The 25,622-nt window shown below is 68.9% G+C and carries 22 protein-coding genes and 3 pseudogenes; 11 read left to right on the top strand and 14 right to left on the bottom strand.

All coding sequences use genetic code 11. The features are described 5' to 3' along the window. Positions 1–27 precede the first annotated feature (27 nt). Both FU658_RS05540 and FU658_RS05545 read right to left on the bottom strand, forming a co-directional pair. Positions 28–2,526: a M14 family zinc carboxypeptidase gene (locus FU658_RS05540; RefSeq protein ID WP_147891175.1), complete on the bottom strand. Its 2,499-nt coding sequence runs from the start codon at positions 2,524–2,526 to the stop codon at positions 28–30. Positions 2,527–2,639: 113 nt separating this feature from the next. Then, positions 2,640–3,422, bottom strand: coding sequence for a TrmH family RNA methyltransferase (locus FU658_RS05545; RefSeq protein WP_187265942.1), 783 nt, complete (start codon positions 3,420–3,422; stop codon positions 2,640–2,642). A gap of 109 nt (positions 3,423–3,531) precedes the next feature. Between FU658_RS05545 and FU658_RS05550 the strand changes: the two genes are divergently transcribed. The 4 genes and pseudogenes from FU658_RS05550 (at position 3,532) to FU658_RS05565 (ending at position 7,688) form a co-directional block, all read left to right on the top strand. Next, on the top strand, positions 3,532–5,211 hold the full coding sequence (locus FU658_RS05550; protein ID WP_222708372.1) for an ABC1 kinase family protein: 1,680 nt from the start codon (positions 3,532–3,534) through the stop codon (positions 5,209–5,211). 29 nt (positions 5,212–5,240) lie between these two features. Beyond that, positions 5,241–5,606: a DUF6164 family protein gene (locus tag FU658_RS14345; RefSeq protein ID WP_187265943.1), complete on the top strand. Its 366-nt coding sequence runs from the start codon at positions 5,241–5,243 to the stop codon at positions 5,604–5,606. A gap of 120 nt (positions 5,607–5,726) precedes the next feature. Beyond that, positions 5,727–6,448: pseudogene (locus FU658_RS05560) on the top strand (YiaD family glycine zipper/OmpA-like lipoprotein). Positions 6,449–6,512: 64 nt separating this feature from the next. Next, positions 6,513–7,688, top strand: coding sequence for an aminopeptidase (locus FU658_RS05565; protein ID WP_255505440.1), 1,176 nt, complete (start codon positions 6,513–6,515; stop codon positions 7,686–7,688). Here FU658_RS05565 and FU658_RS05570 read toward each other — a convergent pair. Continuing rightward, the gene (locus tag FU658_RS05570; RefSeq protein ID WP_147891179.1) at positions 7,601–8,035 is read right to left on the bottom strand and encodes an FKBP-type peptidyl-prolyl cis-trans isomerase; all 435 of its coding nucleotides are present in this window, start codon (positions 8,033–8,035) and stop codon (positions 7,601–7,603) included. The genes FU658_RS05565 and FU658_RS05570 overlap by 88 nt on opposite strands. A gap of 86 nt (positions 8,036–8,121) precedes the next feature. Between FU658_RS05570 and FU658_RS05575 the strand changes: the two genes are divergently transcribed. Both FU658_RS05575 and FU658_RS05580 read left to right on the top strand, forming a co-directional pair. Next, a complete protein-coding gene (locus FU658_RS05575) occupies positions 8,122–8,811 on the top strand; it encodes a TVP38/TMEM64 family protein (protein WP_187265944.1) in 690 nt (229 codons plus the stop codon). Positions 8,812–8,872: 61 nt separating this feature from the next. Beyond that, the gene (locus FU658_RS05580) at positions 8,873–9,835 is read left to right on the top strand and encodes an aldo/keto reductase (protein ID WP_147891181.1); all 963 of its coding nucleotides are present in this window, start codon (positions 8,873–8,875) and stop codon (positions 9,833–9,835) included. Positions 9,836–9,850: 15 nt separating this feature from the next. Here the strand turns inward: FU658_RS05580 and FU658_RS05585 are convergent, their stop codons facing one another. Both FU658_RS05585 and FU658_RS05590 read right to left on the bottom strand, forming a co-directional pair. After that, the gene (locus tag FU658_RS05585; RefSeq protein WP_147891182.1) at positions 9,851–11,641 is read right to left on the bottom strand and encodes a M14 family zinc carboxypeptidase; all 1,791 of its coding nucleotides are present in this window, start codon (positions 11,639–11,641) and stop codon (positions 9,851–9,853) included. Between the two features lie 69 nt (positions 11,642–11,710). After that, on the bottom strand, positions 11,711–12,487 hold the full coding sequence (locus FU658_RS05590; RefSeq protein WP_147891183.1) for a ferredoxin--NADP reductase: 777 nt from the start codon (positions 12,485–12,487) through the stop codon (positions 11,711–11,713). Positions 12,488–12,614: 127 nt separating this feature from the next. Between FU658_RS05590 and FU658_RS05595 the strand changes: the two genes are divergently transcribed. The 3 genes from FU658_RS05595 (at position 12,615) to FU658_RS05605 (ending at position 16,841) form a co-directional block, all read left to right on the top strand. Beyond that, positions 12,615–14,198, top strand: a complete 1,584-nt coding sequence (locus FU658_RS05595; RefSeq protein WP_147891184.1) for a protein adenylyltransferase SelO — start codon at positions 12,615–12,617, stop codon at positions 14,196–14,198. A gap of 161 nt (positions 14,199–14,359) precedes the next feature. Then, a complete protein-coding gene (locus FU658_RS05600; protein WP_187265945.1) occupies positions 14,360–15,589 on the top strand; it encodes a cyclic di-GMP phosphodiesterase in 1,230 nt (409 codons plus the stop codon). Positions 15,590–15,608: 19 nt separating this feature from the next. After that, on the top strand, positions 15,609–16,841 hold the full coding sequence (locus FU658_RS05605) for a putative bifunctional diguanylate cyclase/phosphodiesterase (RefSeq protein WP_147891186.1): 1,233 nt from the start codon (positions 15,609–15,611) through the stop codon (positions 16,839–16,841). Between the two features lie 33 nt (positions 16,842–16,874). Here FU658_RS05605 and FU658_RS05610 read toward each other — a convergent pair whose 3' ends face one another. The 3 genes from FU658_RS05610 to FU658_RS05620 form a co-directional block, all read right to left on the bottom strand. Next, entirely contained in the window at positions 16,875–17,066 is a 192-nt protein-coding gene (locus tag FU658_RS05610; protein WP_147891187.1) for a hypothetical protein, read from the bottom strand. 147 nt (positions 17,067–17,213) lie between these two features. Next, the gene (locus tag FU658_RS05615; RefSeq protein WP_147891188.1) at positions 17,214–18,107 is read right to left on the bottom strand and encodes a PhzF family phenazine biosynthesis protein; all 894 of its coding nucleotides are present in this window, start codon (positions 18,105–18,107) and stop codon (positions 17,214–17,216) included. Between the two features lie 24 nt (positions 18,108–18,131). After that, positions 18,132–19,535, bottom strand: a complete 1,404-nt coding sequence (locus tag FU658_RS05620; protein WP_147891189.1) for a mechanosensitive ion channel family protein — start codon at positions 19,533–19,535, stop codon at positions 18,132–18,134. A gap of 126 nt (positions 19,536–19,661) precedes the next feature. Here FU658_RS05620 and FU658_RS05625 point away from each other — a divergent pair, with 126 nt between their 5' ends. Continuing rightward, positions 19,662–20,381, top strand: coding sequence for a pseudouridine synthase (locus FU658_RS05625; RefSeq protein ID WP_147891190.1), 720 nt, complete (start codon positions 19,662–19,664; stop codon positions 20,379–20,381). Between the two features lie 3 nt (positions 20,382–20,384). On the opposite strand, the gene FU658_RS05630 is transcribed toward FU658_RS05625, so the two are convergent. Continuing rightward, positions 20,385–21,386 (bottom strand): cysteine synthase A, encoded by a 1,002-nt coding sequence (locus tag FU658_RS05630; RefSeq protein WP_147891191.1) that lies wholly within the window; start codon positions 21,384–21,386, stop codon positions 20,385–20,387. A gap of 127 nt (positions 21,387–21,513) precedes the next feature. On the opposite strand from FU658_RS05630, the gene FU658_RS05635 reads away from it, so the two are divergent. Beyond that, the gene (locus FU658_RS05635; RefSeq protein WP_187265947.1) at positions 21,514–22,101 is read left to right on the top strand and encodes a bifunctional nuclease family protein; all 588 of its coding nucleotides are present in this window, start codon (positions 21,514–21,516) and stop codon (positions 22,099–22,101) included. Here the strand turns inward: FU658_RS05635 and FU658_RS05640 are convergent. From FU658_RS05640 to FU658_RS15725, 5 genes and pseudogenes are all read right to left on the bottom strand, one after another. After that, positions 22,091–23,272, bottom strand: coding sequence for an MFS transporter (locus FU658_RS05640; protein ID WP_187265948.1), 1,182 nt, complete (start codon positions 23,270–23,272; stop codon positions 22,091–22,093). The genes FU658_RS05635 and FU658_RS05640 overlap by 11 nt on opposite strands. A gap of 100 nt (positions 23,273–23,372) precedes the next feature. Then, complete coding sequence (locus FU658_RS05645) at positions 23,373–23,762, bottom strand: DUF4785 family immunoglobulin-like domain-containing protein (protein ID WP_147891194.1); 390 nt, start codon at positions 23,760–23,762, stop codon at positions 23,373–23,375. Continuing rightward, on the bottom strand, positions 23,762–24,223 hold the full coding sequence (locus FU658_RS15955; protein ID WP_425477592.1) for a DUF4785 domain-containing protein: 462 nt from the start codon (positions 24,221–24,223) through the stop codon (positions 23,762–23,764). The genes FU658_RS05645 and FU658_RS15955 overlap by 1 nt, the downstream gene beginning before the upstream one ends. 26 nt (positions 24,224–24,249) lie before the next feature. Continuing rightward, positions 24,250–24,624 (bottom strand): annotated as a pseudogene (locus FU658_RS15960) (DUF4785 domain-containing protein); the annotation flags it as partial. Positions 24,625–24,635: 11 nt separating this feature from the next. Further along, positions 24,636–25,480, bottom strand: a pseudogene (locus tag FU658_RS15725) (hypothetical protein). Between the last annotated feature and the right edge of the window lie 142 nt (positions 25,481–25,622).

The following is a 25,622-nucleotide window of genomic DNA, read 5'->3' on the forward strand; positions in this document are numbered from 1 at the left end:
TGCACCGGTGCCCGCGTCTGACGGGGCTCAGTAGTCGGCCGTGACCTCGGCGGAGCAGTCGCTGCTTCCCGCGTCGCACACGCGGAAGGAAAGCACGCCGGGCTGGCGTTCGCTGAAGGCCAGCGAGCCGGTATTGGCCACGCGCTGCCACACGCTGCCATTGCGATGGACGTCGACCTCGTCGGCACCGCCCACCCATGCGAGCGTGATGGTTCGCGTCATGCGGCTGCGGGCCTGCACCTCGGCCGTGAGCTCGCGGGGGCCGGGAGGCAGGAGGCCTCCCTCGTGGCCGCCGACCAGCGTGACGCCCGAGAACGCGGTGTAGGGATGGATCCTCACGAACCAGGGCCCCGGGGTGCTCGGGATCGGGTGCGCGGCCGTGCCACAGGTTTCCTCGTTGCCGTTGAGGTAGGGACGGCAGTCGTAGGCGCTCAGCGTCGGCAGCTCGGCATGGCGCACGTAGAGGTCGGCATCGCCCGTGCCTCCCGAGATCGAGAAGCGCAGGTCGCTGGCGCCTTCCGGCACGTCGAGCCGGAAGTACAGCGGGCCACCGGATGCGGCGAGCCCACCGACCGGTTCGCCATTGGCCAGCACGCCGTCGAGTTCCACGACCGATACCGCCGCCGACGTGGTGGCCGACGCGCCCTGGTCGTCCTCGACGTCGAGCGAGACGATGTAGGTGCCCGTCGCGGAGTACGCATGCACGGGGTTGCGCTGGGTGGATACGTTGCCGTCGCCGAAGTCCCAGGACCACGACGCCACGTCCCCGTCCGGGTCGGTCGACAGGTCGGTGAAGCTGGCCTGCAGGCCATCGGTCTGGACGTCGAACGCGGCGTCCGGTGCCTGGTTGTCGACGTCCCCGACCATGAACATCGCTGCGTTGGGCGTACCGCGGGCGCCACTGGCGTCGATGCCCTGGACGAAGACCAGGTGCCTTCCGGGTGGCAGTCCGGCGGTATTGATGCTGCCGGCGACCATGGCGACCGGACCGTCGAAGGCGCCGCCCAGCGGTTGCAGCGGGATCGGCACGGCTCCCTCGTCCCAGGGCGTGGTGCCGAGGAAGGCCTCGGCGGCGACGATGTCGTGGACCGGCTCGCTGCCGTTGCTCTGGTTGAAGCCGCGGTCGTCGACCGTGGCGGTGACGGTCAGCGTCGTGCCGGCGACGACGCTGGCGTAGTCCACGGACACCGCGGTGGTGTCGGGCCCCGACGGCAGCAGGTAGGGCGCCTGCAGGCTGCGTGCGGCATAGCGCATCGAGGCCAGGTTGTCGGGCAGGGTCTGCGAGTGGAAGGTGTCGCAGTCCTCGAAGAAGCTGATGCCGAACTCGTAGGTGTAGGAGGGCACGCCCAGCTTTCCGTAGAAAGTGTCGTCGGTGGTGCCGTCGGTGGGATACAGCTCGATCGCCTGCTGCGGGCGGTAGCCGTTGAACCACGCCAGGCGTCGACCCAGCGTGCGCATGGCGGTGCCATTGGCGGTGGGCTGGTTGGTGTCGCCCCATGACCAGAGCACCAGCTTGGAGAAGCTGTGGTTGTCGAAGAACAGGCCCTGGTAGTCGACCGGCGCGGGCGCGTTGCGGTCGTCGTCGCGACGGTCGGGGAACACGCCGCCCTGGTAGACCCCGTTCGCGTCCGGGGTGCCCGCCACGTATTCGATGATGTTCCGGGTTTCCGGTTCCGACGCGGCGGTCGGGCCTCGATAGGTCGTCGCGCAGGGGTTGCCGCTCGACCCGTTGGCGGTGCCGCCCCAGCCGTAGACGAAATTGCGGTTGAGGTCGATGCCGTCGGCATTGAGTGGACAGGCGCCATTGAGGTCGTTGGTGTTCTTGCGCCAGGAGATTCCGCTTTCGGCGCGCTTGCGGCCATCGGGATTGGCCTGGAGGATGAAGTGGAACTCGAAGTTGTCCAGCAGCCACGTGGCCTCGGCATCGCTGCCGTAGCCGGCGAGGAGTTGCTCGGCGAAGCGGGTGGTGAGTTCGGCCGTGGTGTATTCGCGCGCATGCAATGCGCTGAGCATGACCATCGCGGGCTTGTCGGGAACGTCCACGTCGGTGGCGGAATTGGTCAGCTTCAGCACGCGCATCTCGTAACCCGCCTGGGGGTCCTGGCTGCGCTCCCAGCTGGGTCCGATGTCGATGACGGAGGCGAAGCCGGGGGCGGTGGCGGCCATCGCATCCATGGCCTCGTAGGTTTCCTCCACCGTGCGGTAGCAGGCAAAGCCCGGTATCGACTGGACGCCGCCTGCGCGGGTGGCGGCGAGCTGGTGTGCGCGCATGCGCGAGGTGGCGTACTCGTCGACTTCCACGCGCAGCCCGCTTCGCTGCAGGAAATGGATGTCCTCGCTGCTCGCTTCGGCGCGCACGAGGCCTTTCTCCCGGTCCACGTCGAGGTGTTGGAAACGCACCGCGATCCGCTCCAGCTGGGCCTGGCTGGTGAAGTGGGCGTGGATGAAATAGTCGCCCTCGCCGTGGCCCGCGGCAGGGACGGACAGGCCCAGCAGCACGGCGGCCGCGAGTGATCGTACGAACATTGTTTGGTGTCTCCCCGGGAGGGCCGCGCGCCGCGGAGGCGGTCGATGCGGCCTGGATTCACACCGGTTGTAAGGGCAAAGCACGCGGCGGGTCAAACGCCACGCGTCGGCAATCAGGCCGGATCGGCGAGTAGCTGGCGACGCCGCTCGAACAGGCATATGGCCGCCGCCGCGGCGACGTTGAGCGATTCGATTCCGGCCTGCATCGGGATATGCACGCGCAGCGTTGCGCGTCCGGCGACGGCGTCGGACACGCCACGACCCTCCGCACCGAGCGCCAGGAGCAGATCGCCGCGCAGGTCGAGCCCATAGAGGCTGCGTGCCTGGTCGAGCGTGGTGATCGCACGCGGACCGGCGAAGGCATCCATTGCCGCGGCGCAATCCACGCGCTCGATGACGGGGATGGCGAAATGGGCACCCATGGCGGCGCGCAGCACCTTGGGCGACCAGGCATCGGCGCACCCCAGGCCCAGCCAGGCCTGGTCGATCCCGGCGGCCGCGGCGGTGCGCAGTATCGTCCCGACATTGCCGGGATCCTGGATGCCATCGAGCAACACGCAGGCGCCGTCGCGACGCAGTGCAGGTGGCTCCGGCAGCGTAGCCAGGGCAAGCAGTCCGGTCGGGCTGGCCATCTGCTCGATCTCGTCGAACAGCGCGCCGGACAGCACGACTGCCGGGGCCCCGGCCTGGCCGACCACCTGCTCGACCTCGGGCTGTCCGACGTGTCCCTCGCGCAGCAGCACGCGTTGCAGGGACCAGCCCGCGTGCAGTGCGCTGAGCGCCAGGTGCGTGCCCGACAGCAGCACCAGCCCGCTCTTGAGACGCTCGCGGCGGCTTTCCGACAGCTTGAGTGCCTGTCGGAAGACGGGGTTTTGACGCGAGTGGATGATGTCCAAGGCGGGCGGTCCGGCGGCAGTCGGTGGCCCATTATCACCGCTGCACCGATGACGGCCAGCAGCGCGCGCCGTATGCTGGCGCGGCACGGACCAGGGGTGGGAACGCATGTTGTGGGAAGGCATCACGGCGGCACGCGACATCGGACGGCTGCAGACCATCGCCGCCGTGCTCATCCGCTACGGCTTCGGCGACATCGTCGGCCGCCTCGGGATGGCCGGAATGCTCAGGCGCGCCGGCAAGGTGTTGCCGCTGGAGCATCTCGAGGAACTGGTCGCGTTGCCCGCGCCGGTGCGGGTGCGCCGCGCGCTGGAGGACATGGGCCCGACCTTCGTGAAACTGGGCCAGATCCTGGCCACGCGCGTGGACATCTTCGCGCCCGAGTGGATCGAGGAGTTCAGCAAGCTGCAGGGCAACACGCCTCCGGTGGCCTTCGATCGCATCAGGCCGCAGATCGAGGCCGACCTGGGCATGCCTCCCGAGCAGGCGTTTGCCTTCTTCGACACCACGCCCATCGCGGCTGCGTCGATCGCGCAGGTGCATCGGGCACGCCTGCACGACGGTACCGAGGTCGTGGTCAAGGTGCGGCGCCCCGGTATCGAACCGGTGGTGGAGGCGGACATGCGCCTGCTGCAGCGGCTGGCGCAGATCGCCGAGGAGGAGTCGCCGGAGATGCGTCGCTACCAGCCCCGTGCGGTGGTGCGGCAGTTCCAGGCCTCGCTGACGCGCGAGCTCGACCTGGCCGCGGAGTGCCGGCATGCCGAGCGCATCGCCACCAGCTTCGAGGACGACGAGGAGCTCGTCGTGCCCCGTGTGTACTGGGAATTCACCGGCAAGCGCATGAATGTCCAGGAATACATCGACGGCATCCGCATGTCGGACATCGCCGCGATCGAGGCCGCGGGGCTTGATCGGAAACTGATCGCACGGCGTGGGGGGCAGGCCGTCCTGAAGATGATGTTCGAGGATGGTTTCTTCCACGCCGACCCGCATCCGGGCAATGTCTTCTGCCTGCCCGGGAACCGCATCGCATTGATCGACTACGGCATGGTGGGACGCTTGTCGGAACGACGTCGGGCGCAGCTGGTGACGCTGCTGCATGGCATGGTCCAGCGCGACGTCGACCGGGTGACCGAGGTGCTGCTGGACTGGGCGGCCGAGCCCACGGTGGACGACGGGCAGCTGACCCAGGATGTCGATGCCTTCGTGGACCGCTACCACGGGGTGCCGCTCGAACAGCTGGACCTGTCGATGATGCTGGTCGAGGTCACCACGATGCTGCGCGAGAACCGCCTGGCGCTGCCGCCGGACCTCGCGCTGCTGGTCAAGGTGTTCATCACGCTGGAGGGCATGGGCCGGCGGCTGGATCCGGACTTCGACATGGTGGGGGAGTCCGCGCCGTTCCTGCAGCGGGCCTTCGTCGCCCGGTATGCCCCGAAGGCGGTGCTGCGCAAGGGCTGGCAGGTGCTGTCGGATTCCGCCTCCGTCGCCGCGGAGCTGCCGCGCGACCTGCGCCGGCTGATGCGCTCGGCGCGGGAAGGACAGGTCAGGATCAAGGTGGACGTCGACCGGCTGAAGCAGTTCGGCGAGCAGGTCGACCACTCCGCCAACCGGCTGACGGTCGGCCTGGTGACGTCGGCGCTGATCGTCGGCTCCTCGATCGCGCTGACCGTCGACGCGGGCCCGACCCTGTTGGGGCTTCCCCTCTTCGGCCTGCTGGGCTTCATTGGTGCGGGCATCGGTGGCGTATGGCTGCTGGTGTCGATCTGGCGCAGCGGCGGCGGGACCTGAGGCAGGGCCGCGGTTGCTATGATGGGCGCATGTCGAAACTCCTGCTCAACCTGCGCCACGTTCCCGACGACGAAGCCGCCGACGTGCGCAAACTGCTCGATGAGCACGGGATTGCCTGGTACGAAACCGATCCGGGCAACTGGTGGATCTCTGCCGGCGGCATCTGGGTCAAGCAGGACGCCGATTTCCCACGCGCCAAGGAGGCGATGGCCGCCTACCAGGCACAACGCGCGAGCGCGGCACGCGAGGCGCATGCCCGTGACGTGGCCGAGGGCAGTGCGGAAACCTTCTCCGATCGGCTCCGGGCCGACCCGGCCGGCGTGGCGGTGCGTGTCGCCGGCATGCTGCTGATCCTCGCGCTGATGGCCCTTCCCGTGGTGCTGCTCTTCCGCTGAACCGGCACGCGTGGCCGAGCGTCATGACCCGTCGTTCAGGTTTGTGGGCGTTGAATACGTCTTGCAACCGGCCCTGGACGTCAGCCGGTCAGCGACCATCGACCCAAAGGGAGATTTGACATGCAAACCACGCTGAAGCCCCGCCACCTGTTCCTTGCCATCGGCAGCACGCTGGCCCTCGCCGCTTGTGCGCCGCAGCAGACCTATCGCACCCCGCCGCCGCCGGGCCCGCAGCAGCAGCCGCAGCAGCAGCCCACCGAAGGCCAGCGCAGCCGCACCGCGACCGGTGCCGGCATTGGCGCCCTGGCGGGTGCCGTGATCGGCGCGATCAGCGGCGATGATGCCCGCGAGCGACGCCAGCGTGCGCTGGTGGGTGCCGGCGTGGGCGCACTGGCCGGCGCCGGCGTGGGTACCTACATGGACCGCCAGGAAGAGCGCATGCGCCGCGAGATGGAAGGCACCGGCGTGGAAGTCGTGCGCCAGGGCGACGACCTCATCCTGAACATGCCCGAGAGCATCACTTTCGGCTTCGACAGTGCCGAACTCAATCCGCGTGCGCTGGGCGTGCTCGATCGCGTCGGCAGCGTGGCCGCCGAGTATCCGCAGACCCTGCTGGAGATCGCCGCCACACCGACAGCGTCGGCTCGGATGCGTACAACGACCGCCTGTCCGAGCGTCGCGCGCAGGCCGTGGGCAGCTACCTGCGCGGCCGTGGCGTGGCCGACCAGCGCATGATGATCATCGGTGCCGGCAAGCGCTACCCGATCGCCAGCAACAATACCGAACAGGGTCGCGCGCAGAACCGGCGCGTGGAGCTCACCTTCATGCCGATCCGCGAGTAACGCGCGGCGGCTGGCTGCCCGCAGGCAGCCACCGCTTGCGGGACCGGATGCACGGGTTATGTTGATGCCCATGCCTCCGGTCCCGTTTTCGTTGTGGTCCCCCGCCTTGCCCTCCGGGCCGAGAACGCTGCTGGCGCTGGCGTGCCTGGTGCTGCTGGCCGGCTGCCAGAGCCTGGGCTACTACGCCCACGTGGCCGGGGGACACGCCCGCTTGCTGGGCGAGCGACGGCCCATCGAGGAGGTGCTCGCCGATCCGGCGACGCCGGCTGCACGTCGCGAGCAACTGCAGGCCATTGTCGAGGCGAGGCGGTTTGCGACGCAGGACCTGCAACTGCCGGCGAACGCAAGCTACCTGCGTTTCGTCGACCTCGACCGGCCGTTCGTGACCTGGGCGGTCTTCGCCGCACCGGAGTTCTCGGTGCAGCCCCTGCTGCACTGCTTCCCGATCGTGGGTTGCGTGGCCTACCGCGGCTACTTCGACGAGTCGCGTGCGCAGGCCCTGGCACGTGAGCTGCAGTCGCAGGGGCTGCAGACCTGGGTGGGTGGCGTCGGAGCCTACTCCACGCTGGGGTGGTTCGACGATCCACTGCTGAGCACGATGCTCGACGGCGGGGTCGATGCCGCCGTGTCGACGATGTTCCACGAACTGGTCCACCAGAAGCTGTTCGTGCGCGATGACACGGCGTTCAACGAATCGCTGGCGGTGTTCGTGGAGCGCGAGGGGATGCGGCAATGGCGCCGCCAGCAGGGGTGGCCGGAACCGGATCCGGGCGCGCAGGCGCGATCGCGGGAGTTCACCCTGCGGGTGCTGGCCCTGCGCGACGCGCTCGACCGGCTCTACCGCAGTGGGCTTGACGAGCAGCGCATGCGCCTGGCGCGCGAGCAGCAAGTCAACGCCTTCCGCGCCGACTACAGGCGCCTGCGACAAACCCCTGGCTGGCGCGACGACGCCCGTTACGACCGCTGGGTCGCTTCCGGGATCAACAACGCCAGCCTGTTGCCCTTCGGGCTCTACGACCAGTGGGTGGACGCCTTCGCCCAACTGTTCGACGATGCAGACCGCGACTGGGGCGCCTTCTACACGGCGGTGGAATCCCTGGCGGCGCTGACGCCGGAGGCGCGTGCGGCTGCGCTGTCGGCGCTGATGGCGCGTCAGTCCGCGCGGACCTCCAGCAACTCCACCTCGAACACCAGCGAGGCTCCCGGGGGGATCCGGTTGCCCGCGCCCCTGGCGCCGTAGCCGTAGTCGGCGGGCAGCATCAGCACCCGCCGCCCGCCCTCGCGCATCCCGACGAGGCCCTCGTCCCATCCGCGGATGACGCGGCCGGCACCAAGCCGGAAGCCGAAGGCTTCGCCGCGCTCGAGCGACGTGTCGAAGCGTTCCCCGCGCTGCTGGTCGGCGCGCTCGTCGTAGAGCCAGCCGGTGTAGTGGACGCTGACCTCGTCGCCGGGGCGAGCCTCGGTGCCTTCGCCCTCCACGAGGTCCACGGTGTGGAAGCGTTCGATGTCGCCTCCGGCATACGGAGGCGGGGAGGGCTGGCATGCGGCCAGCAGGGCGAGGGCGAGGCAGGCGAGAAGGACGCGCATCGTCGTTCCATGGCGGGAAGGGGGCCATGAGGATACCGCTTCGACGTATCGACACGCCCGGCGTCGCGCCGTGTAGGCTTGCGTCCATGTCGGAACATGCAAACCCCACCCGCAGCCGCCGAGCCTTCTGGCTGGTGCTTGCCGGCAAGTCGATGATGGTGCTGGCGCTGGCTGGCATGGTGTACCTGCTGTGGACGGCCTGGGACCACGAGGCGTTCGTGCGCTGGAAGGAACAGGCTGGCCCGGTGCCGTTCTTCGCCGTGATGGCGATCCTTCCTGCCATCGGCTTTCCGGTGACCCCGTTCTTCATCCTCGCCGGGGCCACTTTCGGCGTGACGGTGGGACTGGGTGGTTCCCTGCTGGCCTTGCTGGCGAACTTCAGCCTGTGTTTCTGGCTGGCACGCAGCGGGTTTCGTCCGGGCATCCTGCGTTTGCTCGAGCGCTTCAGCGTCAAGCTCCCCCGGTTCGACGGGGACCACAAGCGCGCGCTGAGCTTCGTGCTCATGGTGAAGTTCACCCCGGGGGTCCCGGCCTTCGCGAAGAACTACCTGCTGGGTGTGGCCGGGGTGCCGTTCGCGCTCTACCTCACGGTATCGATGCTGGTGACCGGCCTGTATGCGGCAGCCTTCGTGGTGCTGGGCGAATCGGTCCTCGAGCACGACGTGAACCGTACGGTCATCGCCGCCGCAGTCATCGTGCTGGCCGCGGTGGGGTTCTGGTGGTGGCGGCGTCGCAAGGCCGGCGTGGCTGGCGCCGATGATGCCGGCACCGCATGAGCGGCCATGGCGTGGCTGGAGTATCTTTTCCCCAGCACCGCCACTTTCGGACGAGGATCCGATGACAGGTGATGACACCCTACTGACCCGCCGGGCGCTGCTCGGCGCAAGCGCCGGACTGGGCCTCGGCCTGCTCGGTGCCACGCTGCCGATCGGCTGGGCACGGGCGGTAGCGGCGGGCAGCTCGGCCGCATTGGTCACCCGCCCGATTCCTTCCAGTGGCGAACACGTGCCGGTTGTTGGGATCGGGACCGCCCGGCGCTTCGACGTGGGCAGCGACGCGATGCAGCGCCAGCCGCTACGCGAGGTGCTCGACGCGTTCGCCCGCATGGGAGGGCGGGTGGTCGATACCGCGCCGTCGTACGGGAATGCCGAATCGGTGGTGGGCGACCTGGTCGATGAGCTGGGCGTACGCGGGAAGCTGTTCCTTGCCACCAAGGTCGATGCCGGTCGCGAGGGGAGGGATGCAGGCGTGGCCCAGATGCACGCGTCCCTGGAGCGCCTTCGCGTGGACAGCGTGGACCTGATGCAGGTGCACAACCTGATGGGTGCCGAGGAGATGCTCGCGGTGCTCTCGGAGTGGAAGGAGGCGGGACGCGTGCGCCATGTCGGCATCAGCACGTCTTTCAAGAACCAGTACGACGACCTCGTGCGCGTCATGCGGCGCAATCCGCTCGACGTCATCCAGGTCGACTACGCCATCGACAACCGCGAGGCCGAGCAGCGCATCCTGCCCCTGGCCCAGGACCGGGGCATGGCGGTCATGGTGAACCTGCCGTTCGGTCGCGGCCGCGTGTTCCAGGCCTTCGGCGATCGGCCGGTGCCCGACTGGGCCCGGGCCTGGGACATCGACAGCTGGGCGCAGTTCGCGTTGAAGTTCGTCGTGTCCCACCCCGCGGTCACGTGCGCGATTCCCGGGACCGCGACGATGCGCTACCTTCGCGACAACCTCGCCGCGGCGCGTGGGCGCATGCCCGATGCCGCCACGCGCGCGCGCATGGCGGCCTTCATCGAGGCGGGTTGATGCCGGGCGGCCGGATCACTCCCCGGTGAGGGAGGCGGCCGCGGCCGCGTCCAGGCGCAGCACCGGATAGCGGTTCAACGCGTCGTCGAAGAACGGAGTGCGCTGGTAGAAGAAGCGCAGGATGGCCCGCGGATCGCCGGCGAACTCCGGATCCTCGCGACGCTGCTCGAACTCCGCGCGCAGGGCCGGGTCGGCGGCCAGCATCTCCCGGGCCATCGCCTCCATGACGCGTGGTTCGGTGTACTCCTTGTCCTCGAAGATGGCGTTGAACAAACCCCAGTACAGCAGGGAGTCCGGGGCCTCGGGTTCCAGCAGATGCACGGCGGTGTTCGCCTTGGGCTGGTCGAGCCGCACCAGCACGCTGCCCGCCGGCACTTGTCTGCGCTCGACCGCCAACGCGGCGTTGAATCCGGTCACCACCTGCCGTCCCTCGACGGGGCGGGGGCTGAAGGTCACGTCCTGGAAGCGGTATACCCCGGCCTCGACTTCGCCGCCCGACGCGATGCGCTCGATGGCGATGTCGTGGAACTCGAGTCGCTCGATCACGGCACTCCACTCCGCGGGCACGAGGTAGGCGGCGGGCAGGGCGACGCGCCGGGTGACTTCGAACCGGTCGCGCATCGGGATGCGGAAGGTGCGCGGGCTGTCCTGGTCGTAGGTCACCCAGGTACCGCCGGAGAGCTCGCTCTCGCGCGTGGTGTACTCGTAGCCGAGGAACTCGACGTCGCGCGTTTCGTCCGTGGTGCGGAACGCGACGTCGAGCGCGGCGTCGGCCCGGCCGGCGCGGGCGACGGTCTCGGCATCGGCACGGCGCACCGCCTCACGCAGGCTCCCGGGCTCGTGTGCGAGCGCCTTGAGCAGTTCCAGCAGCATCGCCTCGTTGACCTGGGTCCGGGTGCGGAAGTCCTTGAGCATGTGGGTTTCCAGCAGCAGCCCGGCGCGGTTCTCCACCGCCGCGAAGCCGGTGGAGTAGCGCGGGCTGGAGGCCCACTCCAGCAGTCCGGCGCGGATGTCGTCGCGGTCGGTCATCATGACGTAGGTGAACAGCGGCCAGCCCTGGGCGGCCATGGCCGGGGCGATGCGGCCATTGAACCGGTCCTCCTGCCAGGCCGCGACCGCGGGGTGCAGGTTGCCCGCGCGCTCGAACGCCCAGGTGAGGGCGTACTGGTAGTCCGCGCCGTTGGTGTTGTGCATGTCGACCAGCAGGTCCGGGCGCCATGCGTTCCACAGTCGCAGCCAGGCCTGCATCTCCGGGGTGTCGGCCTTGGCGAAGTCGCGGTTGAGGTTGAGGTTGTTGGCCGTCACCCGCCAGCCCATCTCCTCGGGCCCGTTCTGGTTGATGCGTCCGTACGGCGAGAAGCGCTCGTGTCCATCGACGTTGAACACCGGGAGCAGCACCAGCACCACGTGTTCGAGCAGGTCGTGGTGGCGGCCGTGCACCGCGATGTCGCGCACGAGGGCCATCAGCGCGTCCTTGCCCTCGTTCTCGCCGGCGTGGATGGCGGCCTGGATCAGCACGACTTCCTTCCCGGAGTCCCTGGCAGTCTCTGCATCGAACTCGCTGCCCGTTGCCACGATCACCAGCGGCATCGTGCGTCCCTGGGGCGAGGTGCCAAAGCTGTCGACATGCACCAACGGGCTGATGCGGGCCAGGTGCTCGAACCACTCCAGCGTCTCGTCCAGCCGGGGCGTGCGCGTGTAGTCGCTGGCCTCGGCAGGCGTCTGCCAGGCCGTGGGCACCGGGTCGATGGTGGCCGTGGCCGGCGCGGAGGCCAGCGCCAGGGCAAGCAGGATCGGATTGAGCATCGTCGGGTCCAGGTTCGGCGATCGGGCCCGGCAGTGTAACGGGACGGGCCGCCGGGGCAGCCCGGCGGTCTACTTCTCGACGAAGGCGCGCTCGAACACGTACTGCCCGGGAACCCCGATGCGCGGCGCCGCGGTGAAGCCCCGGGTATCGAGGATCGCGCGGAAGTCGGCCAGCATCTGCGGGCTGCCGCAGATCATCGCCCGGTCGAGCTCCGGGTCCAGCGCCGGCAGGCCCAGGTCGGCCATCATCCGGCCGCTGTCCATCAGGTCGGTCAACCGGCCCCGGGTGGTGAAGTCCTCGCGCGTGACCGCCGGGTAGTACAGCAGCTTCTCGCGGATCACGTCGCCCAGGTACTCGTGGTTCGGCAGCTCGTTGAGGATGTAGTCGCGGTAGGCGAGGTCCTCCACGCCGCGCACGCCATGGGTCAGGATGACCCGGTCGAAGCGCTCGTAGGTTTCCGGGTCCTTGATCGTGGCCAGGAACGGGGCCAGGCCGGTGCCCGTGGCCAGCAGGTAGAGATTGCGGCCCGGCCACAGGTCGGAGATCAGCAGGGTGCCGGTGGGCTTGCGGCTGACCAGCAGTTCGTCGCCCTCCCGGATGTGCTGCAGGCGCGAGGTCAGTGGGCCGTCGGGCACCTTGATGCTGAAGAACTCGAGTTGCTCCTCCCAGTTCGCGCTGGCGATCGAATACGCGCGCAGCAGCGGTCGGCCTTCGACCATCAGCCCGATCATGACGAACTGGCCGTTCTCGAAGCGCAGGCCGTCGTCGCGGGTGGTGGTGAAGCTGAAGTAGGCATCGGTCCAGTGGCGCACCGCCAGGACCTGTTCGACTGCAACGCTCGACATCGTGCTCGGGCTGGGTTCGGAGGAAGGGCGCTCGCCGCGGGGCGACGCGAAGCCGTCCATTGTAGCGGCTCGCGCGGGTCGATGAGAGACCACGCGCCCGTCGCCCGGGGGGCGCTACGCTGTGCACATGGACGGACTTCGCTTCGACAATGCATTCATCCGCCAGTTGCCGGGCGATTCCAGGAGCGACCGGGAACGGCGGCAGGTCGCCGCCGCCTGGTCGCCGGTCTCGCCGGAGCCGGTGCCCGATCCGCGCCTTCTGGCGGTCTCCCGGGAGCTCGCCGGGCAACTGGGACTCGATCCCGAGGTGATGGGCCGGCAGCGCTTTGCCGAGGTCTTCGCCGGCAATGCCCTTGTTCCGGGCATGCAGCCCTGGGCTGCGAACTACGGCGGTCACCAGTTCGGCCACTGGGCAGGCCAGCTCGGCGACGGACGCGCCATCTCGCTGGGCGAACTCCTGGCCGCCGACGGCTCGCGGCACGAACTGCAGCTCAAGGGCGCGGGGCCGACCCCGTATTCGCGCGGCGCGGACGGACGCGCCGTGCTGCGCTCGTCCCTGCGCGAGTTCGTCTGCAGCGAGGCGATGCACCACCTGGGAATCCCGACCACCCGGGCCCTGAGCCTGGTCGGCACGGGTGAGCAGGTCGTGCGCGACATGTTCTATGACGGCCATCCGGCGCCCGAGCCCGGTGCCGTGGTGTGCCGGGTCTCGCCCTCGTTCATCCGCTTCGGCAGCTTCGAACTGCCTGCGGCGCGGGGTGATTCCGGGCTGCTGGGTCGCCTCGTCGAGTTCACCATCGATCGCGATTTCCCTGGCCACGACGCCAGCGACGAAGCCGGCCGCGCGCGCTGGTTCGCCGAGGTCTGCCGGCGGACCGGCGTGCTGATGGCGCACTGGATGCGGGTGGGCTTCGTGCACGGCGTCATGAACACCGACAACATGTCGATCCTGGGCCTGACGATCGACTACGGTCCCTACGGTTGGCTCGACGACTTCGATCCCGACTTCACCCCCAACACCACCGACGCCCAGCATCGGAGGTACCGCTACAGTGCCCAGCCGGAGATCGCCTGGTGGAACCTGGGACGGCTGGCCGGTGCGCTGTCGGGACTGTTCTCGTCCCAGGCACCGCTGGAGGCGGGATTGCAGGCCTACGTGTCGGCCTTCCACGAGGCCCAGGCGCGGATGCTGGCGGCGAAACTGGGACTGGACCCGGGCGTTGGCGGCAACGGGGTGGAGGAGGGACAGGACACGGCGATCGGACTGGCGCGCGAGCTGTTCGCCCTGATGCACGCGGACGGGGTCGACATGACGCTGGCCTTCCGTCTGCTTGCGCAGGTGGACCCGGATGCTCCCGATCCCGGCGTGCTGGCCGAGGCGTTCTATGACCCGGGGAAACTCGAGGAGGGGAGGTCGCGCTGGGTCGACTGGCTGTCCCGGCTGGCATCGTGCTGGCGCCGGCAGGCGCTGCCGGAACCCGACCGCGTGTCACTGATGCGCAGGAGCAATCCCCGCTACGTATTCCGAAACTACCTCGCCCAGCAGGCGATCGATGCGCTGGAGCAGGGCGACGACACGGTCCTGGCCGACCTGATGCGGGTATTGGCCGCGCCCTACGAAGACCATCCAGGCCTGGAACAGCTGGCTTCGCGTCGTCCGGAATGGGCTCGCCAGCGCGCCGGTTGCTCCATGCTCTCTTGCAGTTCGTGATGGAGGTCACAGATTGCGAGGGGTGATGTTGCGCTCCCGTGCCGGGGGCGCGAACGCTGGCATCGTCCTCCATGACCGGAGGCCATGATGATGCTTCTGGGGGATGGTTGAAGACGCCCCAGTCGTGCATCATCGTGGCGGGGATAGCAGGGGATCGATTCGTGGAGATCGAAGAAAGGAAAATCGAGGTCGAGGCCCTGGCCCGCGGGATGTTCGTATGCCGCCTCGACCGGCCGTGGGTTGAAACGCCCTTCCTGCTCCAGGGCTTCCTGATCGACAACGTCGAGCAGATCGACCAGCTTCGCCGCTTCTGCAGCCACGTCTACATCGACGTCCACAAGAGCACCGCGGACGTGGACCAGCACCTCCGGTCGTTGGGCACGTCCCATGCGCACGCGCGGCTGGGGGGCGGTGTCGGCAGCGTGAGCTATGCCAACCGTGTCGATGTCGAACAGGAAGTCCCGCTGGCGCGCAGGGCGCGCGACAACGCACGCTCCCTGGCGCGTCGGATCGTCGATGACGTCCGCGAACATCGTCGCCTGTCACCCGAGGCGGTCACCGATGCGGTCGAGCCGATCGTGGAGAGCGTCATCCGCAGTGCCGACGCCTTCTTCTGGCTCGAGGCGCTGAGCAAGCGCGACAGCTACAACTACAGCCACGCGATCAACTGCTGCGCACTTGCCGCAAGCTTCGGACGCCACCTGGGCCTGCCCAAGGAGCTGATCGTCGAGCTTTCCACCGGCGGCATGCTGATGGATATCGGCAAGGCGGCCCTGCCCGAGGGCACGATCGACCACGGCAACAGCCTGGATGCCTCCCAGCTCAAGGCGATGCGCAGCCACGTCGGCCTCGGCATCACCCTGATCGAGCAGGCCGGCATCGGCAGCCTGGAACTGCTATCCATGGTGTCCACGCACCATGAGCGCCATGACGGCTCGGGCTATCCGAACGGCCTGTCCGGCAGCCAGATTCCACTCTATGGACGGATGCTGGGGATCATCGACACGTACGACGCGATGTCGAGTACCCGCAGCCACCAGCCCGCCAAGGCGCGGCACGAGGTCCTGCAGACCCTTTACCGCGAGCGCGACCGGCTGTTCCAGGGGCAGCTGGTGGAGCAGTTCACCCAGTGCCTGGGGGTCTATCCCACCGGGTCGCTGGTGGAGCTGAGCACGGGCGAGGTCGCGATCATCATGGCGCAGAACCCGGCGCGCAGGCTTTTCCCGCGGGTCACCGTGCTGACGAAGTCGGACAAGTCGATCGATCCGGCATTCCGCCAGCTCGACCTGCTCCTGGAGTCGATGACGCCGGACCCGGCGAACCAGATCCGCATCGCCAGGGCCCTGCCACCCGGGGCGTATGGGCTCGATGCCGCGGAGCTCTATCTGTGAGGGCTGAAGGGGGTCGGCTGTGCTGAATCGGTCCCGGTTGTTCGAACGCATCGATGAAGCCACCCAAAATGGCAATTCGCCTTCAACCGGCGTGTTGCTGTTGCGCGTGGACCGCTTCCACGAACTCTGTGGCTTCCTCGGCTATGAGATCGGCGATGCCTTGTGCGACGAGGTGCGCGAGCGGCTGTGCGGTGCCTTGCGCGAGAGCGACTGGCTGGTCCCGGTCGGGGACTGCGACGTCGCCGTCGTGTTGTCGGGCCTCATCAGCCCGAACCACGCAGCGCTTGCCGCACAGCGTCTGTTGCGTGAGTTCGAACTGCCCTTCGAGAGCGATGGCCGCTCGATCAAGCTGCAGGCGCATGTGGGGTATTCGGTGTTCCCCTTGCATGGGCAGCGGCCCGAGGACCTGTGCCGGGGCGCCGAGCGGGCGCTGGCGATCGCCCGCTCCAGCGGGATCGACTGGGCGATGGCGGACGAGTCCGAGGACGAGGCCGCGCTGTACCAGGACCTGCGCCATGCGTTGATGGAGAACCTGCTCCATGTGCACTTCCAGCCCGTCATCGAGCTCAAGCAGGGCCGCCTGGTGGGTGTGGAGGCACTGGCGCGCTGGGACTGTCCGCGCCGCGGCTCGATCCGGCCGGACCGCTTCATCACTCTGGCCGAGCAGACCGGCCTTGCGGGAGAACTGACCCGCTGGAGTGTCAACGCCGCCTTGCGCGAACACGCCAGGTTGCGCGCACTCGACCCCGACCTGCGATGCTCGATCAACCTCTCGTCGAAGGCCTTTCCGCAAGCCGGCCTGGTCGAGCAGATCCTTGATGCGGTGGCGCTGTGGGATACGCCGCCGGCCTCCGTGGTGCTGGAGGTGACGGAAACGGCGATGATGGAGAACCCGGAGCTCAGCGCCCGGGTGCTGCAGCGCCTGGACCATGCCGGACTGCGCATCGCCATCGACGATTTCGGCAAGGGGTACTCGTCGCTGTCCTACCTCAAGCACTTCCCGGTACGCGAACTCAAGATCGACCAGAGCTTCGTCAGGGACGCCGGCAGCGACCCGCGATCGGCGCGGCTGGTGAGCTCCATGGTCGAGCTGGCCCATCACCTGGGCATGGAGGCGGTCGCCGAGGGAATCGAGGCCGAGGGCTCGGCGACGCTGTTGCGGGAGATGGGCTGCGATCGTGCGCAGGGCTACCATCTCGGACGTCCGATGCCGACGGAAAGCCTCCTGGACCTTCTGCGCAAGACGGCCTGATCCAATCCAGCCGGGAACCTCCCCGCGAGGGGGTCAACCGGTCGCGGCGATTGACTTCAGGATCTCCGGGGTCGCGGTGGCCGAGACCAGGCGACGCTGGCATTCGGCGTCGAGACGATGGAACTCCTCGCTGCCGTCCTCGCCGGAGAGCGCCATGTCGTACAGGCGGGCGACCAGGGTTTCATCCGACAGTTGGGTGGTTGGAAACGCGCTCACACTGGACATCTTTGTTCTCCCCCGTGTAATCCCGGGAGAAAAAGCAGGAACCGTGCCATCCATCACTAGTTTGGCCTCCGGGCATTTTCGCCCGGGGCGGGGTGACGCACAGCGGCAGGCATGCGCGGTCTGCGTCAAGTTCCAGGGGGCCTGGAACTACGCATCCACTGCGGATGGCCAGTCCAGCGTCCCGCTGACCACGACATGGGAACGTCCACCGACCCAGATGGTGCCGTCCCCGTCGATGTCCACGCTCATGCGCGCGTCGCGACCGATCTCGCGGCCCTGGCTGACGTGATAGCCCGACGCCAGGGGGCCCTCGGGTTCGGCCTGTGCGAGGTAGGCCCCGATGAGCCCGTTGGCGGCGCCCGACGCCGGGTCTTCGACAATTCCCACGCCTGCCGGGAATGCGCGTACCACCAGTCCGAAGGCAGGGTCGTCGCTTCGTGCAAACACGCACAGGCCCAGGCTGTCGCTGGCATGGGCCAGGGCAGCGATCGCGGCGTGGTCGGGGTGCCAGCCTCGCAACGCGTGCTCGTCTGCGAATTCGGCCAGCCACCAGCGGCGCCCGCCCTCGACGAAGGCCGGAGGAAGCGGGCCCAGGCGGATGCCGTCGAGAAGGCCGGCGAGGCCCGGATCGGCGTCCAGGCCGGTGCGCAGCACCTGGGCCGCCGGCGCCTGCACGGCCAGCACGACCTCGCGACCCGTCCCCGACACCCGCAATGGCAACACGCCGGCGTCGCATTGCTGGTGCAGCAGGCCATCGCGGGCCTCGGCCACGCCCTCGTGCAGGACCGCGCAGGCGCTACCGACACTGGGATGGCCGGCGAAGGCGATCTCCCGGTGGGGCGTGAAGATGCGCAGCCGGTAGCTGGCGCCGTCGAGCGAAGGCGGCAGGACGAACGTGGTCTCGACCAGGTTGGTCCACGTGGCGAAGCGTTGCATCGCCTGCGCACTCCAGTGGTGCGCACCGAAGACCACGCCCAGCGGATTGCCGCCACCGGGCTGGTCGCAGAACACGTCGAGCTGCAGGAACCTGAGTGCATCCATGGATCCGTCCTTGATGGGCCGCGACTATTCGCGCCGGGCGTTGGGGTCGAGCAGGTCGCCGTCGATCATGCCCGTGCGCTCCTCGTCGACCTGGCGGTCGATGTGCCGCTCGGGACTGAGGTCTGCGACGGTGGTGTCTTCCGGCTCCAGTGCAGGCGCGGGGAGCTGTGCCGGCGTGGGCGTGCTGTCCGGATCCGGCACCGCGTCGCTGCCGCCGAGGTCGACACGGTAGCGGGTGTCGGGCACGCCCAGGCCGTGCTCGATGAAGGCGCGCCGCACCAGCCGGATCGCTTCGCTGCGCGCCCGCCCGAAGCTGGTCTCGCGCTGGTCCACCCAGGCGCTCAGCCTGAGCTGGGTGGTGGAGTCGGACAGGCCGAGCACGGATACCGCCGGCGCGGGCTCCTCGAGCAGGCCGTCGATGCCGCCCAGGCACTCCCGGGCGACCTGTTGCGCGCGCGAGATCGAGGCGTCGTTGCCTACCGAGAGGTCGAAGCTCAGGCGCCGTGTCGGATTGCGCGAGTAGTTGAGCATGACGCCCTTGAAGACCTGGGCGTTGGGCACGCGCAGGTGGTTGCCGTCCAGCGTGATCAGGATCGTGGCGCGCGAGGTCAGTGCCGCCACCTTGCCCTCGTGGCCATCGATGAGCACGTGGTCGTGCGGTGCGAAGGGCTGGCGCAGGCTCAGCAGGATGCCGGCGATGTAGTTCTCCGCGACGTCCCTGAAGGCGAAACCCACGGCGATGCCGATGATGCCGGCCGTGCCCAGCAGTGCGCCGACGAGCGCCGTGGCATTGAGCAGGTCGAGCGCGATGACGACGCCGACCAGCACCACCACCAGCTGCACGGCCTGGCGCGAGAGACGGTCCACGAACGGGTTGCCGTGGGGGCGGCGCAACAGCCTCAGGTGCGTGGACAGCCAGCGGCCCAGCAGCGCGCTGCCCCATACGATCAGCAGCGCCAGCACGAACAGCGGGATGGCGGAGACCAGCCGGGACAGCGTTTCGCGCGCGTGTTCGAAGACCGGTGCGGTGCGCACGGCCACCGTGGTGTCGATCGACAGCTGGTTGTCGACCTGCAGCACGCCTTCGGCCTGTTCGGCGATGGTCCCGGCCAGTTGCCTGCGGGCGTCGTCGGCTGCCTCGCCGCGGAGGCGCACCAGGCCACCGGTCACTTCCACCCGGGTCTTCTCCAGGCCCGGGATCACGGCCAGCCGCGCCGCCAGGCGCTCACGCAGCGCCCGGTCGCTTTCGCGCAGCGCCGCCACCTCTTCGGGGTTGGCGATCGCCGCGGCTTCGTCGGATTCCTCCGCGGCCTGTGCGGGCGTGTCGGCGACTGGCGGCTGGCTGGCAGGCTGGCGGGCCGCCACCGGCCCGTGGACCGCAAGGGACAGCAGCACCAGCAACACGATGATGTGGGAGAGTCGGGGCATGGGCGGGCCGTGGTGTCGAGGGATGCAGTGTGGTGCACGCGCCCGCGTCTTTCCAGCACCGCGCCATGACAGTGGCCGGCGACTGTGCCAGCATGCACACCCGCCGGATACCGTCGGCAGCCGGGGTTGCGCATGAGGCTCAACAAGTACATCAGCGAGAGTGGCCACTGTTCGCGGCGCGAGGCCGACCAGCTGATCGCCGACGGGCGCGTGTGCGTGAACGGCGAGGTGGCCGGCATCGGCGTGCGCCTGGGCGACGACGACGAGGTGACGGTCGACGGCCAGGCGCTCAAGGCGCGGCCGCGGCGCAGCAGTGGCCGCCGGCACGTCTACATCGCGCTGAACAAACCCGTCGGCATCACCTGCACCACCGACTCCTCGGTCAAGGGCAACATCGTCGACTTCGTCGGGCACGAGCAACGGGTGTTCCCGATCGGGCGGCTGGACAAGGATTCGGAGGGCCTGATCCTGCTGACCAGCAACGGCGACATCGTCAACGAGATCCTGCGCGCGGAGAACTCGAAGGAAAAGGAGTACCTGGTGGCGGTGAACAAGGCGGTGACGCCCGAGTTCCTCACCGGCATGGCGCGTGGGGTCCGCATCCACAACCAGACGACGAAGCCCTGCCGCACCGGCCGCCTGGCCAAGTTCGGCTTCCGCATCGTGCTGACCCAGGGCCTGAACCGGCAGATCCGGTTGATGGCTGCCGCGTTCGGCTATCGCGTGACCCAGTTGCGACGCGTGCGCATCGTCAACGTCAAGCTGGGCGCGCTCAAGCCCGGGCAGTGGCGCAACCTGACCGATGCCGAACTGCACGGGTTGCTGCCCGAGCGGACCGACTGGTGAGCCTCAATCGAACCAGGGCGGCATCGGCAGCCCCTTCGATTCCATGAACCCACGGTTGAACAGTCGCGACTCGTAGCGGCTGGCGGAGTCGCACAACACGGTGACGATGGTGTGCCCGGGCCCCAGTTGTTCGGCCAGGCGGATCGCGCCGGCGACGTTGATCGCGCTGGACGCACCCACGTAGAGGCCTTCGCGGCCGATCAGTTCCCACAGCACGGGTACCAGTTCGCTGTCGGGGATCCGGAACGCATCGTCGATGAGGGCGCCCTCCAGGTTGCCGGTGACCCGGTTCTGGCCGATGCCCTCGGTGATCGAGCTGCCCGAGCTGCGGATCTCGCCGAACTTGATCCAGTCGTGGATGCCCGCGCCCTCCGGGTCGGCCGCGGCGGTGACGATGCCCGGGTTCCTGGACTTCAGGTACTCCGAGACGCCGGCCAGCGTGCCCCCGGTGCCCACGGCACAGATGAAACCGTCCACGCGGGCCCCGGTCTGCTCCCAGATCTCCGGGCCGGTGCTGGCCAGATGGCCTTCGCGGTTGGCCGGGTTGTCCCACTGGTTGGGATACACGACGCCATGGGCCGCGCCATCCGCCATCGATTCGGCCAGGCGCCGGGCCTGGTGGACGTAGTTTTCCGGGTTTGCATAGGGCACTGCCGGCACGGTGCGCAGCTCGGCGCCCATGCCGCGCAGGGCCGACTGCTTCTCGGCCGACTGGGTTTCCGGCATCAGGATGATCGTCTTCAGGCCCAGCGCGTTGCCCGCCAGCGTCAGGCCGATGCCGGTGTTGCCGGCGGTGCCCTCGACCACGGTGCCACCGGGCTCGACCAGGCCCCGCTTGAGTGCATCGAGCAGGAGGTATTTCGCCGCGCGGTCCTTTACCGAGCCGCCCGGATTCATGAATTCGGCCTTGCCCAGGATCGTGCATCCGGTGCGTGCGGAAGCCTCGCGCAGGTGGATCAGGGGCGTGTTGCCGACGTGTTCGAGGAAGGGGGGCAGGGTATCCATGGGCACAAGTTGGCCCGTCCTGGCCGCGAAGGGCAAGTGAATTGTCCGTCCAGGCCCCGCGATGCACACATGTTTTTTGCAAGTCGCGGCGTATGCTGGACGGGCGATCCACACCCGGGAGTCGGCCATGTCCATCCTTCGCCGTCCGTTGTTGGCCCTGCTCGCGATGCTGGGGCTGATGGTCATCAGCGTGGCCCTGTTGCGCTCGCCCGAGGCGATGGGTCGCGATCTCGCCGTCCCGGTCGACAGCCTGGTGGAGGCTGAAGTGGTCGGTGTCGGCGCGCTCCCGGGACAGCCCCTGGCCGTCGTCCTGCTGCGCGTGGAGGGCGAGGCGGATCCAGTGGCGATCTTCGTGGGACTCGCCGAGGCCGAGGCGATCGCCCGGGCGCGCGAGGACATCAAGCCGCCGCGGCCACTGACCCACGAGCTCAGCCTGGGCTTGCTGGATGCATCCGGTGCCCGCGTCGAGCGGCTGGTCGTGGACGAGATGCGCGAGGGCGCCTACCTCGCTGCGATCGAGCTGCGGCTTCGCGACCGCCGCCAACCGGTCTGGGTGGATGCGCGGCCCTCGGACGGGCTGGCGCTCGCGATCCGCCACCAGGCCACGATCCTTCTGTCTCCGCAGGTGATCGAGGCCGGTACGTCCCTGGACCCCGGATCCGGCGAGCCGGACGCCACGTTGACCGGGCGGGGCAGGGCGGGGCTCAGGCTGTAGCGCTCAGGACAGCCTTGCAGCACCCGATGCGGCCGCGCGGGCCAAGCGCCCGCGGCGATGGATGAACCAGGCCAGCGCGGTCACGCCGGCCGCCCCCAGGAAGGTCAGGCGTCCACCACCGACATCCCAGGCGGCGGCGGCCAGCAATGCGCCGACAGCCCGCCCGCGCCCGAGCCCAGTGAGTACAGACGCTTTGTCCGGCCCCGAGGCTGCGTCCGGGGAAGAACTCCGCCAGCATTCGCATCGAGGCCGAATGGAAGGCACCGAAGCTGAAGGCGTGCAGCAGCTGTACCGGGAACAGCACGGCCAGCTGGGTGGGGAACAGTGCGATCAGCAGCCAGCGCACCACGGTCAGGGCCAGGCACAGGCCGAACAGCCGTACCGCGCCGAGCCGCTGCATCAGGCGCGGCATGTACCAGAACACGACCACCTCGGCCAGCACGCCCACCGCCCACAGGCTGCCCACCACGAGGCCGCTGTGGCCACTGCGCAGCATGTACAGGGTAAAGAACACGTAGTACGCGCCGAACCCCAGCTGCATGAGGCTGGCCACCAGCAGGAAGCGGCGCACGCCGGGCTGGCGCAGCAGGCCGCGAAGTCCGGGTCCGCCCCGCACCATGGGTGCCGCCGGTGCCTGGCGGTGGGTCCACGCCACCGCTGCCATCAGCACCAGCAGCGGCAGCACCAGCAGCGGGAAGCGCGCATCGCCCCAACGGTCCAGGGCCCAGCCGAACACCAGGACGGTGAGGATGAAGCCGATCGAGCCCCAGGCGCGCAGCCGCCCGTAATGCGCCTGCCGGGGCCCCAGCGCATGCAGCGTCATCGCTTCGAACTGCGGCATCACCGCGTTGTAGAACAGGCCGAACACCAACAGCGCGAAGAACAGCGCGAAGAACCCCGTGGCCGGGACGAGCAGTGCGAACCCCAGGGCACTCATCAGGCTGCCGGCGAACAACCAGCGCCCGGGACGCGGGCTGTGCGCATTGAGCAACCCCCAGCCAAGTGGCCCCGCTACGCGCGTGGCCCACATCAGCCCGACCAGGATGCCGATGGCATAGCTGCCATGGCCGATCCCGTCCAGCCACCGCGACACGTAGGGGCTGTAGGCCCCCAGGGCAGCGTAGTAGAGGAGGTAGAAACCGGCGAAGCGCCAGTACTGGTGCGGCGGCATCGGGGCATTATGCCGGTGCGGCGCGTGGAGCGGCCTTTCCAGACGAGGACGGCGCACCCTGCCGGGTGCGCGCCGGTGTTCCGCGCTCGGGCGTCCCGGCTCAGCGCCGGGGCATGCGCCGTTGCGGAGCCTCGAGCCGCGGCCCGTTCGCGCGGTGCTCCAGCCGGGCGATCCGGCCCTGGTCGGACAGGGCGAGTTCGCGCAGCTCGAACGGGGCCCGGAAGCTGCTGCCCATGACGTCTGCCGGGAAGTGCAGCCCGATCGTGCCGCCCCCCTGGTCCAGCCAGGCCGCCGAGTGGGCATTCGCCATCGGTCGCAACTGGCCACTGCCATCGGTGCCGAACAGCACCGCACGCACCTCGTAGCGGCCCTCGGTCGCCGTTTCGACGTCGAAGTCGAAGCGCAGTCCATCGCTGCGGTCGACGCGGTAGTCGCCGGCCAGCCGGCCGGTCGGCGCGACGACCGACACCGCGGTCTTTGCATCACGCATCAGCGTCGCCCGCGACCCTCGTGGACGGCGAACGCGTGAACTTCCCACAAGCCGGGCACGGCCGAAGCCGCTTCGGGCAGGTCGACGCGGGCCAGCAGTTCGCCGTCGGCGTTGCTGCTGAACTCCAGGTCGAAGCTCCGCCCGTCCGGAGAGGTCAGAAGCCCGCCCAGGCGCCGGGCCTGCAGCGGACGATCGCCCTCGAACAGGCGGCCACTGATCTCCAGCTGTCCACCGTTGAGCGCCAGGTCGCGGCCACTGGTGAGCAGCATCCGCACCGGGCTTTCCGGCTCGAACACGTGCACCAGGTAGCGGCCACTGGCGTTTGCGTTGCGAAGTTGCACCGCACCGTCCCCAAGTTCAGGACGCAGCCGGAACGCGATGGTGCCACTGGGGAAATCGGTCCCGGCCGCCTGCAGCGCCGCGTGGTCGGCGGCCACCTCGAACGCCTGCTTCGCGGGCAGTTCGCGGCCGCGACCTGCAGCTGGAAGTCGTCGATCGCCAGCGGCGTCGGCCGTGCACCCAGCGCCGGGCTGATGCGGATCACCGCACCGGGTGCGGTGGTGTCGATGCGCAGTCCGCGCTGGAGCTCGGCGGCCTCGACATTGGTCCAGTATTCGCGGCTTTCCTGCACGAAGGGCTGCGGGGCCTCGATGGCCTGGCCGGGATTGAGGCGCCAGGCGAACTGGACCGGCTCGCGCTCCAGGGCGAAGGCCGGCGGCGGCGCCGCGGACAGGGTCGCCGGCACCAGGTCGGTGCCAGAAGCGACCGGCAGCGTGCCGGCCTCCGATGCGTGGGCGAAGGGAAGGGCCAGGGCCAGCGCAATGGCGAGGGCCGGGCGATGGAATCGGAACATGATGGTCATCGTCGGTTTCCTCACAGGTCGTTTCGCAGCACGACATCCAGGCCGAAGCACTGGCGGCGGCTCTGGTTGTGGTTGAGGCGCTTTCCGAAGGCCTGCGTGTCGGTGAACCAGGTGGAACCCGCCGCCCGCTGGCTGGTGCAGTTGAGGAAGCCGTCGGAGCAGCTGTTGAGCCACCATTGGGTGATCTCCAGACCGACGCTCTGGAAGTAGCCGCCGCAATAGGCGTCGCTGTTCCACACCGCCGAGACCACGTCGGTGCCGACCACGTTCCAGAAGCCCTTGGGCAGCGCCGGACGGCCCGACGTCCCATACAGCCAGTTGGCGTTGTAGCTGGCCATCCACGACACCTGCTGCTGGCGCACCGCGTCGTTCTGGTAGCCCAGCAGCCAGCCCAGCGCCGCCTCGAACACGTTTCCGTTCATGACCGCGTCGGCCAGCGGCGTGCCGCCGGAGGAGGGCGCAGCGCATTGACCCAGCGGGTGCGCTGGATGATGAGCGGGTAGCGGCTGTCCCAGGTCGGATTCGACATGATCCAGCGCATCACGTTGCCGCCGTTGGAGTGGGTGATGACCACCAGGTCGGTGATGCCGCGGGTGGTGATGAAGTTGTGCAGCACGCCGGACAGGCAGCCGGCGGCATTGGGGTCCCACATGTACTGGTCGAACGCGCAGTTCACCACCACGTAGTTGTTCTGGTTCGGCAGCCCCTGGCGGACCGAGTTGACGAAGCCACGGGTCCAGTAGTCGTCGAGTGCGTTGGTTTGATTGCTGGTGCCATGCACGAAGGCGACACCGGTATTGGCCTGGGCCGTGACGGCGCAGGCGGCCAGCAGGATGCCGGCAAGCAGTCTGAACATTTCTCCCCTCCCCGAGTGTGACGGCCGCGGCGTGGTCGCTTCCTGCGTTGCCGCGTGCCGAACGACGGATCGGCCACCCTCCCGTGGCCAGTCCGTACCCGACCGTATAGGAACCATACGGGGGAGTCATGTTGCGTTGCAG

Source organism: Alkalisalibacterium limincola, assembly GCF_008017755.1.
GTDB classification, from domain to species: Bacteria; Pseudomonadota; Gammaproteobacteria; order Xanthomonadales; family Xanthomonadaceae; genus Alkalisalibacterium; species Alkalisalibacterium limincola.